This is a genomic window from uncultured Jannaschia sp., assembly GCF_947494025.1.
Classification (GTDB): domain Bacteria; phylum Pseudomonadota; class Alphaproteobacteria; order Rhodobacterales; family Rhodobacteraceae; genus Jannaschia.
Map to the genome: position 1 here is coordinate 36,637 of NZ_CANLTQ010000022.1, position 11,744 is coordinate 48,380.

At 65.5% G+C, this 11,744-nt stretch carries 14 protein-coding genes; 7 read left to right on the forward strand and 7 right to left on the reverse strand.

The window, feature by feature from the left end:
- Nucleotides 1-91 precede the first annotated feature (91 nt).
- From Q1B08_RS16820 to Q1B08_RS16835, 4 genes are all read left to right on the forward strand, one after another.
- A complete protein-coding gene (locus Q1B08_RS16820; RefSeq protein WP_299821477.1) occupies nucleotides 92-319 on the forward strand; it encodes a hypothetical protein in 228 nt (75 codons plus the stop codon).
- A gap of 231 nt (nucleotides 320-550) precedes the next feature.
- Nucleotides 551-1,135 (forward strand): hypothetical protein, encoded by a 585-nt coding sequence (locus Q1B08_RS16825; RefSeq protein ID WP_299821478.1) that lies wholly within the window; start codon nucleotides 551-553, stop codon nucleotides 1,133-1,135.
- On the forward strand, nucleotides 1,132-1,656 hold the full coding sequence (locus tag Q1B08_RS16830; RefSeq protein WP_299821480.1) for a hypothetical protein: 525 nt from the start codon (nucleotides 1,132-1,134) through the stop codon (nucleotides 1,654-1,656). Before Q1B08_RS16825 ends, Q1B08_RS16830 begins: the two co-directional genes overlap by 4 nt.
- A gap of 222 nt (nucleotides 1,657-1,878) precedes the next feature.
- Nucleotides 1,879-2,415 carry a thioredoxin domain-containing protein gene (locus Q1B08_RS16835; RefSeq protein ID WP_299821482.1) on the forward strand — a complete coding sequence of 179 codons (537 nt, stop codon included), beginning with the start codon at nucleotides 1,879-1,881 and terminating at the stop codon, nucleotides 2,413-2,415.
- A gap of 153 nt (nucleotides 2,416-2,568) precedes the next feature.
- Here Q1B08_RS16835 and Q1B08_RS16840 read toward each other — a convergent pair whose 3' ends face one another.
- The 5 genes from Q1B08_RS16840 to repA form a co-directional block, all read right to left on the reverse strand.
- On the reverse strand, nucleotides 2,569-3,729 hold the full coding sequence (locus tag Q1B08_RS16840) for a tyrosine-type recombinase/integrase (RefSeq protein WP_299821484.1): 1,161 nt from the start codon (nucleotides 3,727-3,729) through the stop codon (nucleotides 2,569-2,571).
- 57 nt (nucleotides 3,730-3,786) lie between these two features.
- Entirely contained in the window at nucleotides 3,787-4,089 is a 303-nt protein-coding gene (locus Q1B08_RS16845; protein ID WP_299821487.1) for a WGR domain-containing protein, read from the reverse strand.
- A 441-nt stretch (nucleotides 4,090-4,530) separates the two neighbouring features.
- Nucleotides 4,531-5,754: a helix-turn-helix domain-containing protein gene (locus tag Q1B08_RS16850; protein WP_299821489.1), complete on the reverse strand. Its 1,224-nt coding sequence runs from the start codon at nucleotides 5,752-5,754 to the stop codon at nucleotides 4,531-4,533.
- A 243-nt stretch (nucleotides 5,755-5,997) separates the two neighbouring features.
- Entirely contained in the window at nucleotides 5,998-6,984 is a 987-nt protein-coding gene (locus tag Q1B08_RS16855; RefSeq protein ID WP_299821491.1) for a ParB/RepB/Spo0J family partition protein, read from the reverse strand.
- Nucleotides 6,984-8,303, reverse strand: coding sequence for a plasmid partitioning protein RepA (repA, locus tag Q1B08_RS16860; protein ID WP_299821494.1), 1,320 nt, complete (start codon nucleotides 8,301-8,303; stop codon nucleotides 6,984-6,986). Before repA ends, Q1B08_RS16855 begins: the two co-directional genes overlap by 1 nt.
- A gap of 255 nt (nucleotides 8,304-8,558) precedes the next feature.
- Between repA and Q1B08_RS16865 the strand changes: the two genes are divergently transcribed.
- Entirely contained in the window at nucleotides 8,559-8,750 is a 192-nt protein-coding gene (locus Q1B08_RS16865; RefSeq protein WP_299821496.1) for a hypothetical protein, read from the forward strand.
- Between the two features lie 70 nt (nucleotides 8,751-8,820).
- Entirely contained in the window at nucleotides 8,821-9,177 is a 357-nt protein-coding gene (locus Q1B08_RS16870; RefSeq protein ID WP_299821498.1) for a hypothetical protein, read from the forward strand.
- Here Q1B08_RS16870 and Q1B08_RS16875 read toward each other — a convergent pair.
- Nucleotides 9,162-10,454, reverse strand: a complete 1,293-nt coding sequence (locus Q1B08_RS16875; RefSeq protein ID WP_299821500.1) for an IS256 family transposase — start codon at nucleotides 10,452-10,454, stop codon at nucleotides 9,162-9,164. The two genes, Q1B08_RS16870 and Q1B08_RS16875, sit on opposite strands and share 16 nt — an antisense overlap.
- Before the next feature lie 153 nt (nucleotides 10,455-10,607).
- Between Q1B08_RS16875 and Q1B08_RS16880 the strand changes: the two genes are divergently transcribed.
- Entirely contained in the window at nucleotides 10,608-10,901 is a 294-nt protein-coding gene (locus Q1B08_RS16880; protein ID WP_299821502.1) for a hypothetical protein, read from the forward strand.
- A gap of 356 nt (nucleotides 10,902-11,257) precedes the next feature.
- Here the strand turns inward: Q1B08_RS16880 and Q1B08_RS16885 are convergent, their stop codons facing one another.
- Nucleotides 11,258-11,446, reverse strand: coding sequence for a hypothetical protein (locus Q1B08_RS16885; protein ID WP_299821504.1), 189 nt, complete (start codon nucleotides 11,444-11,446; stop codon nucleotides 11,258-11,260).
- Between the last annotated feature and the right edge of the window lie 298 nt (nucleotides 11,447-11,744).

Genomic DNA, 11,744 nt, shown 5'->3' on the forward strand with positions numbered 1-11,744 from the left:
TCGACGGTGATCGGAAACATCGGAGAACACCGGATCGGCGCGGCGCAAAATCGCCCCCGCGCGGCCCGCCGCCCGAGAGGAGATGCCCAGGATGCGGCTGTCGAAGACCTGCGCGGACCGCTCCGACGCGATGCGCGCCGCGCGCGCTGCCTGCCGCCGCGCGCTGGACGCGCCGGCCTACCGGGCCGCGGAGGGTCCCGACCTCGTGCTGCGCCCCGGCGCACGCGGGATCGAATGGCGCATCAGCCGCCTGCCCCATCGCTACAAGCTGCGCGGCCCCGCGCCCGAGGCCCTGCGCCGCGAGGCGGAGACGCCGTGATCCGGGCGAAGACCCTGGTCGAGCTGAAGGCGAAGCTGCGCCGGGCCATGGGCTGGCCCGACCGGCGGTCCTAGACCGAAGACGAACGCCGCGAGATCGCCCCCGACCATCGCCGCGGCGAGTTCACGGCCCGGCCGAAGCCGGGCCCCGGGCGCCCGTGACCGGCCCCGCCTGCCCTGTTCCGGCCCGGCGCGACAGGATGCGCGCGGGGCCTCATGAAAGAAAAGATCGGTGATCCGCTTCGACCCCCTGCCCTCCTCGACCCCGCCGGACGGGCGCGGCTCGACTGACGCGCCGGTTGCCGCGCAGTCCGATGCGAGGCGCGCCATGACCGAACCGGTCGATTTCGCCCGGATCGGTGCGGTCCTGGCGCAGGCCCGGGCCCGCGGGTTCAAGGGCTTTTCGGGGGATTGCGCCGCCGCCGCGCTGGCGATCCGCGACACGCTCCTCGAAGGCCGGGGGGAGATCGTGGGCGTGTTCAACCGCGCCTTCCACGCCAAGGGGCGATCGCTCGGCCATGTGGCCGTGCGGATCGGCGAGACCTTCCTCGACGCCGACGGATATCCCAAGCCGTTCGAGGACATCGAATCCTGGGGCACGCTTGGCGAGGAGGACCAGGACTACGCGGAGATGGCGGCAGAACTGGGCGTCGTCTGGACCGGAGACGCGCCCTGGGACACCGTCACGATCGTCTTCGAGACCGAGGCGGATCTCGCGATCTTCGATCTCTCGCCCCGGGGCCGCCTCGCGGCGATCCTCGAGGCGGCGGCGCGCGAATGCGCCGCGGAAGCTGTGCAAACGGAGGCTGCACCATGACCGACGATCCCGAGATCCTGATGGTCGGACGGACCCTGCCCGGCCCGCGCTACGAGAAGCTCCTCGGCACGGGTACCTCCGGGGCGATCGACATGCCCGGCCAGATGATGCTGATGACGCTCGCGGATTTCCGCAAGGGCGACGAGGCGGCCTTCGGCCCGGCCCGTTTCTGCATCGCCGTGGCGAAGACCTTCCTGATGGTAAGCCCCGCCTTCGCGGGCTTCAGCTTCGACATCGTCTGGACCCCGGCCGCGGCGCAGGCCACCGGCGAGCCCGTCCTGCCCGAGCCTGCGCCCGGCGAACAAATGCTGATGACCTTCGTGCTGCTCGACGGGCTGATGGTGATCCGCGGCATCCGCCAGGCCACGATCTCGCCCGCGTGCTGGCGCGGGCAGCGCAAGCACATGGCGAAGGCGCCGCGCCAGGAGGAGAGCCTGCGCCAGATGGAGAAGGTCTTCTCCCGCTACCCGAAGGGCTTCCAGGACGGGTTCTTCCACGAGAGCTGCGCCTTCGGCGACTGAAAGCCGCCGCCCGGTCATCGGCATGGTCTCGCTACAGCGGTCGGGGAACGCTGTCGGAGAGACTGCTCTTATCCCGCGCGACAAATCCTTCCCGATTTTGCCGGTCTGATCCTCCGTTTATCGCGCAGGGCAATCCAGTTGTGGATTGCGCCGCCGTTCCGCCCGCGCCGGCCCGTGCCCCGCCGCGCATCTGGGCCTCGAACAGCCACGAGGAGCGCGAACATGATCAACCGCAGGACAATCCTGGGCGGGGCCGCCATCGCCGGCGCCAGCCTGGCCGGCTTGGCCGGCCTGGCCGCGCTCGGGCTCGCCGGAGGCGGTGCCGCGGACGCGAGCGCGCCGGGCGCAGGCCCTGGCCCGGCCATTCCCGACATGGTGATGCGGTCTGCCGCGGCGCCGATCGAGATGATCGAATACGCCTCCTTCACCTGCTCGTATTGCGCGCGTTTCCACGAAGAGACCTTCGATGATTTCGTCGCGGAGTTCGTGGAGACCGGCCGGGCCCGGCTCACCTATCGCGAGGTCTTCTTCGACCGTCCCAGCCTCTGGGCGGCGCTGGTCGCGCGGTCCGCTCCCGAGGCGCGCTATCTCGGGCTCGTCTCGCTGCTCTACGAGACCCAGAAGGACTGGGCGCGAGCCCCGACCCCCGCCGACATCTCCGCCGAGATCCGCAAGGTCGGGCTCCTGGCCGGCCTCGATGGGGCGACGATCGATGCCGGGCTCGCGGATGCGGCGCGCGCCGAGGAGCTCGTCGCCTAATCGCAGCACCATGCCAAGGCCGACGGCATCAGCGCCACCCCGTCCTTCCGGCTGGCCGGCGAGACGCATGTCGGCGCGCTGAGCCTCGCGGCGATCTCGAAGCTCGTCGTCGCGGCGGAGGACGAGCTCGGCCGGGAGTGAGGGACTGTTATACTATAACAGTCGCGCTGCCCTGCCCTCGCGTTGCTTCTCGTTCTTGAAGTAGCCCATCAGCGTGTCCATCGAGCGGTGCAGCGTCTGCTCCATGACCTCCGGCGCGGGGATGCCCTCCTTCAGCGCCGAGGTGATGTAGCCCGCGCGTACGCCATGCGCCGAGAAGTCCCGCGGGTCCTCGCCGATCTCCCCGACGCGGGCCTTCAGCACGGCGTTCACCGCCCCCGGCGCGATCCCCGTCTCGAAGACCGTCCCCCAGCGGTCGATCCTGAGGAAGACGGGACCCGCGGATATATCCGCGGCCTCGATCCAGGCGAGCAGCGCCTCCGCGGCGCGCCCCGAGAGGAAGACCCGCGCGTCGTCGCCCATGTCCGTCGTCTTCGTCCGGCCGAGCTTCAGCCCGACGCTGGTGATCGGGACCCCCTCCCCTGCCCCGAGATCCTCGAGGCGCAGCACCTGGCCACACATGAGGTTCGAGATCTCCGAGCGCCGGCGCCCGCCCGAGGCGAACATGGTCGCGATCAGCGCCCGGTCGCGCAGCGCGCGCAGCCGGATGCCCGAGGTTTCGCGGTCGCCGCCCGGATGGGTCCGCGCCAGCCTGTCGAGATGGTCGAGGAGCCGGGTCGCGAGCTCGGTGTCGACCACCCGTTTGGAGTGGCGACCACGCTCGCGGGTGGATGCCTTTACCGCGGCGCGCAGGGTCGACTGGATCTCGGGCTCGAGGAAAGGCCCCTCGACGCTCTTCAGGCGGCAAAGCCTGCGCCAGGACGCCATCCTGCGATGCACGGTGGCGGGCGCGTGCGGGCCGCTGCTGCGCAGCACATCCGCGGCCCCGAGGGCTTCGCGGACAGGATCCGGCATACCATGACCCGGATCCCTGGCTTTCTCGTCGGGATCCCACAGGTGGTGCGCGATGAAGCGCAGCACGGCGTCGGGCCGCGGCGGCCAGTCGAGCGGATGGCCGGTGGCGGCGCGAGACCAGGCCTCGAGATAGCCGAGGTCGGAGCGGATGGCGCGCAGGGTGTTCTCGCCGATACCGCGGTGCAAGAGGTGGGAGAGCGTGTCGCGATCCGCGGCGGTAAGGGCGGCGTCGGCCCCGGTCAGGTCGAGGAGGTTCGCGTCCTGCTTCGGGGCCGGCGATGGAGGGCGGTCGATGCGCATGATCCAGGATTAGACCGCGGATATGCGGCAAGCAACGCGATCACTCTCACACGGTCTTCAGCGGGTCTCGAAGAGGGGCAGGGCGCTTTGCTGCGTTTGCGCCGTCCGGACCTCGAGCCGCCTGTAGCCCCGAAGGATCTTCCGGCTTGCGAGCTCGACCAGCTTGCGGCGCATCTCGCTTCGGCTGCCGCTCGCGTCGATCCGGATCCGGCCGGGCTTTCTCTGGCGCCCCCATCGCACGAGGAAGACGGATACCCCAAAGAGGTCGCGCTCGACGGAGACATTGTAGAAGCGGTGCATGTTGAGGGAGTCCTCGTCCCTGACCAGGATCTCTTCGCAGCCATCGTCCGGTGGTCGCATCGAGACACCTCCGTTTCGACATGAACAGCATTAGGAATGCATGTGCCTGCCTGGCAAGTTCCGGCGGTGGGCTGGAAGGGAAGCGCCGGGCGGGCTGAAGGAAGGCCCGAACCGTCGAGGGGTCAGGTGGTCGACTTATCCGCAGATAGGTGGGGTACGTCCCCAGGCCGGCATGGTACGCGCATGGTTGCTCGAAGATTACTGGGGAACTTCTTCTCCCGTCCACTTATCCGCGGATAAGTGTCGCGCGGGCAGGGGAGGGGGCTCGCGCAGATCGTAGCTCTTCCTCGATGGCCACTTGTCCGCAGATAGGTCAGGATCGAGCCAGTCGTTTCTCCCCCGAGGATCCCACTTATCCGCGGATAAGTGAGTCCGGTGACCGGCCTTCGTGGCGCCATCATGGCGCTCCTGGATCGCTGGCGAAGTGCTCCCGATCTCCACTTATCCGCGGATAAGTGGTCTATTCATACGGACTGCGCCGGCGGCAATAGCCTTTCCAGAGCGATACTTCTCCAACATCATCTTCAGATATGCTGTCGGGGATTTGATCGAGGCGAAGCGTCGGGTCATGTAATCGAGCACGCGCAATGCATTCGGCCATCCGAGTTGGGCGCAAGTGTCAATCATGAGGCGCCGGTCCAAGTCTAGGAATCCTGAAAATTCCAAAACCATCTGGGCCAAGGCGTGCCCGTCGCGGGGTGGCGCGGGATGATAATCCGGCAGGGCCTTCAAATCCGCCCACAGGGCTACGATCTGCCGCGGATCAAGCTGCTCCATTTGAAGGCTAGGTCTATTATCCTCTTTTTTTCGAGGCTCTATGTGCCGGACAGGTTGACCGGCATCGTCGGCACGTCTGTCTGGCAAAACCCGCCTGGCGGAGGCCGTGTCATGGCAAGAGGGGCCCCCGTCCGGGGCAAGCTTCAGTGGCGTCAGGGCGTTTTCCGAGGCGCTGTCTTCTTTCGTGCTGCCTGCGGCAAGGTCTTCGGGGGCCGCCTCCGGGGACGGATCTGGAGTGGCGAGGAGCTGGTCGACACGGCCCTCGTAGTCCTCGACATCTTCGCGTGATACCGCTGTCCTGCGGGCGAGGTTGCGCCCGGTCCGCACAAGGCCTTCGAGGGACGAGGCGCAGATCTGTGCGGCCCGCCTCGCGTGTCGCGCCAATGCCGCGGCAGCATTGGAGATCCTCGTGCGCAGGTAGCGCTGCTTCTCCTCGCGAACGATGTGTGCATTCGACATCGCTTCGAGCTCCGGCAAACAATTGAGGAGGGGGGCGAGATCGATCCCGAATGCGTCCACGATGTTGCCGGCGATGCGCACGGGGAACCTGCGGCCGTTTGCGCTCCTTCTGCGCTGGACAAGGCCGGCCTCCTCTAGGCGGGTCTCGCAGCGCGTGATCGTCCGTTCCTGCACGTGGTTGGAGCGCCGGGAAATCTCGGGCTTCCCCGCGTAGCTGACGTTCAGGCGCCTCGGGTCAAGCGGACCCTTGGGGAGGACGCTGAGGTGAGCCTGGAGAACGGCGATATCGCGATCGTTCAGGCCGAGGTCACATCGGTTCTGGCGCACGAGGTCCAAGGCATACCACCGGTCGATCGGTCCGGAGATAGTCTGCGGCAGGCATGCGGAGGCCTGCTGCCGGCGCGGCGTTGCCGCGGGCAGTTGTGTCATCATGGCATCGTTTCAGACGGCAAAAATGTAGCGGCCGCCAAAACCGGCGTTGTAATTCGATCGAAATACCGCTACCGAGAAGATGCTTAGTCTTCGGTGGGGGCCCTTCGTTACTTCGGTTTCGGGGGGCTACTACTTTTTCCGGGTCTGCTCCTCTATTGGTTGGTGGGGAAAGACATCCACTTATCCGCGGATAAGTGGGGATACCCGACTATTCTTGTCGGGAACCTTATGGTTGCGGCGCTAGTCCTCGACATCGGGCTCGTTTTCAAATTCTTCATGCAGAGCGTGCAGCCGTTCTTCGAGGAATGTCAGGAACCGCTCATCGAGAGGCCCCGTCGCCTTCAGGGTCAGTTGGCCGGGCTTTCTCAGGCTCGCCAGGCGGCCGTCGAGATGCTTTCGGCGTTCCGGCTTCACACCACGCGGCGCGGCTGCGGCCGGGGCAGGGCTGGACGGCTCCAGAGCCGCTTCGCCCCTGGAGACGAAGGCCTCGAAACGCTCCACGCTGTCCTCGACGCCGCTGTCGACGAAGGATGTCGGCTCTTCGCCCAGCGACCTGAGAGCCGCGGCAACCTTCTCGGCCGCATCCCACTTGCGGCGACCAACGCCCCGGGCGGGCCCGATCGCCTGAACGATCTCCTCTCCAAGACCGCGGTAGATCCTCTCCATAACGGAGATGTTCGGAGCCGAGGTGGCGAGAAACTGTCCGATCTCCGTCTGCTCGATACCCGCATCGCGCGCGAGGGACACGGCCCGGGCCTTCTCGATATAGCTGGTCTCCAGCCGTCCGTTGTTCTCGATACCCTGCGCGATGAAGGCGTCACGATCGGTCATTCGGGAGACGAAGCCGCGGATGGTCTTGCGTCCGAGCCGTCTCATCGCCTCGAGACGGCGCCGACCGACCACAATCTCGTAGGGGTTCTCCCCTTCGACGATGCGGACGACGATCGGGACCTGCTGGCCGTTGGCTTCGATACTGCCCATCAAGGACGCGATGTCCTCGGTTACGTCCAGCCGGTCCGAGATCGCCGATGCGGAGATCCGTTCGACTGGAATATCCTGGTAGGTCCGGCCTTCCTGGGACTTGATCGCATTGGCGATGTAGTGAGGTGCCGTGGCGCCACCATTGGCAATCGGAGGGCGTCGCTTCGGCTTGACCGGCGATGCCGGGTCAACGGACTTCGAGGGATCATCGGTCTCGGCCGGCGTGAAGAAAGCCTTCCGTGCCATCACGCAGCCTCCTCGTTATCAATGCGTCCCCAAGCTCGCATGATGTCGTCCTCCAGGTCGTGGACGATGGACTGCAAGCTCTCGAAGATTCGATCGTAGGTCTTCCGGTTGAATTCGGAAGGCCGGACCTCGATCAGGGTTTCGGTCGTGTTTCCCGCATCCGCGATTGCGGTCGATTGCAGGAAGGGCGTGTCCATGAGACTGCTTCCGAAATGGGCCTTCATGAAGGTCCAGATTTGGAGCTGTGCCGCGTCGTTCGGATTGTAGCGCGTCATCACGTAGCGCATGAAATCGTAGCGCTTATCGGGTTCGTGCGCCTCGATCGCGGCGAGCGTGTCAGAGGCGAGGAAGAGGAACTTCTGGAGCGACACGATGTCCAGCATGCCGGGGCTGAACGGCATGAGCAGCCCCGTCGAGGCATGCACCGCGGACAGGACGCTGAAGCTGAGATGAGGGGGCGTGTCGACGATCACGACGTCGTAGGAGGAATCGACGAGATCGAGAGCCTGGGTGAACCTCTTGTGCCAAGGCGCTCCACCCTGGCCTTTTACCTTCCGGAACGAGGCGGCCGTCTCGTACTCGAACTCCGTCATCGAAAGGGAGCCGGGCAGGATGTCCAGGTTCGGATAGTAGGTCGACTGGATGGCGTCGGTGATGGGGATCGGATCGACGGTCCGCATGACGTCGTAGAGCGATGCGCTGCCGTCGAGGTCCGGCTTCACGTCGAAGACGTCCGAGAGGGATGATTGCGGATCCACGTCGATCGCCAGGACCCGGTATCCCCGCCATGCCAAGAAGGCCGCCAAGTTCACGGCCAAGGTCGACTTCGCGACGCCACCTTTCAGCTGGAAGACGGAAATGACACTCAGCTGATCGTCGGGCCCCCTTCGCGGAAACAGATCGACGGGGATCTTCCCGGCCGTGTAGAGCTTGCTCTGAATCTCATGGACTTCTTCGAGAGAGAAGGTACGACGATTTCCCGATTCGATCGTTCCAGCCGGAAGGTCGGGGACGGTCTTCAGGTAGTGTCGGAAGGAGTTGTAGTTCAATCGCAGGGCTGTCGCAGCCTCCCGGATCAAGAACCGTCGCAGGGGCTTGTCGGACTTCCGCGTATCGGGAGCGAGGAAACGCGCGGCCTGCTGCTCGAGTGCGTCGCTGAGAACCTGACCTTGGGCGCTGAGCCTTTCGGATCCGACGAATGGGTGCATAACTGCCTCGATCATTTTTTCCGACCCTACATCAGACTTTAGCCGAATATCCAGATAACTTTGATGCGCCACTTGCAGCAGGTGGAGGGCCGCTTGCCGAATTCTGCACATGGTGACGCAAAAGAGCCTTGTATCAGTATGTTGAAGAAAAATCAGATAGCTCCCGGCCCTGTGCCTCTATCGCCACGATCGAACTATCGACGGCTGATCGTGATCTGTCTTCCCAGGTTCGGGGGGTAGTGTGCCCGCGAGGCTGCTTCGCGTGAGGCGCGGCGATTCTTGTCCGGTGGGAGGCCTCCGGGCTTCCGGAACGCTTCGGGCTTTCGCCCGCCATCCGTAGGATCTCCGACGAAAGGAGACCCATCCATGAGCACCGGCTTGCAACTCTACTCCGTCCGCGTCCCCCGCAGCACCGAGGACAGCGAATACTACGTCGTGGCCTCGAACCCCGCGGCCGCGGTCGACACCTATCTGCGCGAGGTCCTCGACGAGGGGATCTCCATGGACGAGGAGGAGATGGCGGAGGAAGGATGGCTCTATGTCGACCTCGTAGGCTAGGACGCCCAGGGGCCCGAGGGCATCGTCCCCTGGAGCTCCGACAGGGTGATCACGCGGCGCATGCAGCCCTATGCCAAGACCACAATCGCGCTCGACACGCTCGCAGCTTGGCGCGACCACGACGACGCGGAGCTCGCGCCGTGAGCGGCGCGCGCGACAGGTTCGGCCTAACCCGGCCGACGAGGCGGACCGCGAGGCCTATATCCGCCAGATCGAGGCGCGCTGCGCCGATCTCGAACACATTGCTACCGCGCTCTTCGAGGCCCATGACATCTTCCCGGATGTCCTGTCCCACATTCAGGGGATCGTCGAGGCCCGGAGGGCCGAGGTCGCCCCCGCCGCGGAGACGCGCGGCTTCATCCTCGTCCTGTCGGAGCATGGGAGATATGCGCAGAAGTTGGTGACGCGTGATCAGGCGGTAGTTTGAAGCTGACGGACGCCGTCGCGGAACTCAATCCCGCTGATGACCTCTGGAAGGCGGTTCTGACCATCGAGTTTGCGCCACTTCTTTTGCGCCGACATCATCAGCTTGAACGCCATGGCCAAGCCGGTCTTGCGGCTGAGGCAGCCCTTGGTGCGTTTCGTTCGGTGGCGGACGGTGGCGAATGTGCTCTCGATCGGATTTGACGTCTGGATGTGTTTCCAGTGCTCGGCCGGGTAGTCGTAGAAGGTCAGTAGCGCGTCCCGGTCCTTGGCCAGCTTGGCCACCGCCTTGTCCCATTTCACCCCATAGGCTTCGACGAAGAAATCGAAGGCGACGTTGGCTTCGGCCTTTGTCTCGGCCTGCCAGATATCGTGCAGATGCGCCTTGGCCTTGGCCTGCACCGATTTCGGCGTCGCATTCAGCACGTTCATGGTCTTGTGGAGCCAGCACCGCTGCTCTTGCGTCGTGGCGAACACCTCGCGCAGGGCCGTCCAAAACCCCAAGGCACCATCACCGATGGCCAGTTTCGGGTCCTGCGTCAGGCCCCGGCGCTTGAGGTCGAGCAGCACCTCGCGCCAGCTCTGGGTGCTTTCGCGGAAGCCGTCCCTTGCCCGGCAGTGCATTGCCGTAGGCAATGTCACGAGAGGGGTCATGGCCAGAAGCTCCTTGCGGCCGTATTCATCAGCACCCACGACCACCAGAATACATTGTTTTTCCTCGGCCATTCGCGGCTTGAAGTAAACGCCATCGGCCCAGATGTAGAGGAACCGCCGCGCGCCGAGGTCGCGCTTCTGCCAAGCCTCATAGTCCTTCCACCAATCTGTCTTCAGCCGTGTGATGGTCTTGGCGGACAGGCCTTGGGCGTTCGGCCCCAGCAGGGCGGCCAGCGCCTCGCTGAAATCGCCGGTGGACACGCCCTTGAGGTAGAGCCAGGGCAACAGCTCCTCGACCGATTTCGCCTTGCGCAGGTATCGCGGCAGTATGCTGGGCGTGAAGGTGATCCTGTCCGCGCCAGGTTTTCGATCGCGGACATGCGGCACCTTCACTGGCACCGGTCCAATTCCGGTCATCACCTCGCGTTCGGGTAGGTGACCATGGCGCACCAGCCGCGCGCGACCGTCTTCGAGCTTCTCTCCCGAGAAGGAGGCCATCAGCGCGGTCAACTCCGCATGGATCGCCTGTTCGATCAGCTTGCGCGCGCCATCGCGTAGGACGTTGGTGAATGGATCGGAGCCAAATCCCGATCGATCGGGCAGCGGGGTAATGGTATCGACTGACATGTGGCATATCCCTTTCTCGGCTGAGAATTGACGGCGTCTGAACACCGCCATGATATGCCGCCCCTCAGGGCATCACCAACTTTCGCGCGTTTCTCGGAGCATGGCAGTGTCCACCCCTCCTACGCCGCGGACCCGGATGTCGTGCGGGAGGGCATGACCTCCGCCGACTGGGCGGAGGCCCACCACCTCCACGCCACGCAAGGCGATGCCCTGGCGGAGGCTCGCGACGACGCCGCGGCGCGCGCGGATGCCGTGGCGCGGGGCGATCTCGAGGATACGGGAGATCCCGACGGGATCCAGGCCGTCCGCGTCGACGGCGCGGGCAATGTCACGCTCATGTCGACGGATTTCCGCGAGGAGATCGGTCGGCTCGACCGCGCCGCGATGTTCGCCTTCTCCGGACAGGACGATCCGCTCGCCGACCGCGGGGACGATCTCGAGCCCTGAGGCGGGCAATGCCCGCCGGATGCATGCCTGAGCCCTGGCCTCGCACCGCCGGTGGCGCAGGTTTGTGTTACGCCACGCGAACGCAATGCCCCGTAACGTTACACAGGGATTACATCAGGCCTCTGCGGGAGCAGGAGGCCGGAGCCTGGTCGGGCGCGCGAAACAGCGCGCGGACCTGTTGATCGGGCGCCTTCCGCCGGGTATCCCGTGCGCCCCAGCCTCGCTTCCCCAGGGAGCGGGGGAAAGGCAGTCTGCGACATGACGGTAGGCCCCAAGGGGCTGAAGCGGGGATCAGGTCCCGCCTGGGGAGCATCGTTCAGATCCTTGGGGCACCTGTCGTCGCGGGGTCGATCCCTTCAGAAGGGGGAGGGTTCGTCCAGCGCGTCCTCGGCGCGGGGCAGGGGCGTCGGATCGGGCCAGTCGACCACCTCCGGCGCGATGCCTCTCTGCAAGGCCAGGGCCGCCAGCGCCTTCTCGGCGCGCACGATCCGCGGGTTATTGTAGGCGTAGTCGGCGCGCACGCGCTCGGCCTCATCGAGGGGCATCAGCCAGACATCCGTGCCCGGCCGGTCCGCTCACCAGCCCCGCTCGCCCGGACTCGATGCCCCCAGGGCCCTGCGCCGCGCGAGCACCTGCCCGGGATGGCGGCGGCTATCGGTGTTGTTGCACACCTCCGCCTAAGGCTTTGACACTATTGAGTTCTTCATAATCGTCGTCTTCCATAAAGTTATTTTAATTCAAGTACTTAACTTGGTTTGTGCAACAACGCTCGTTGTCGCCTGTCGCCATGACGATCCGGAAGCCGAGCTCATGAAGCGCCTTGAGCGCGGCCGGCGTCGTTTC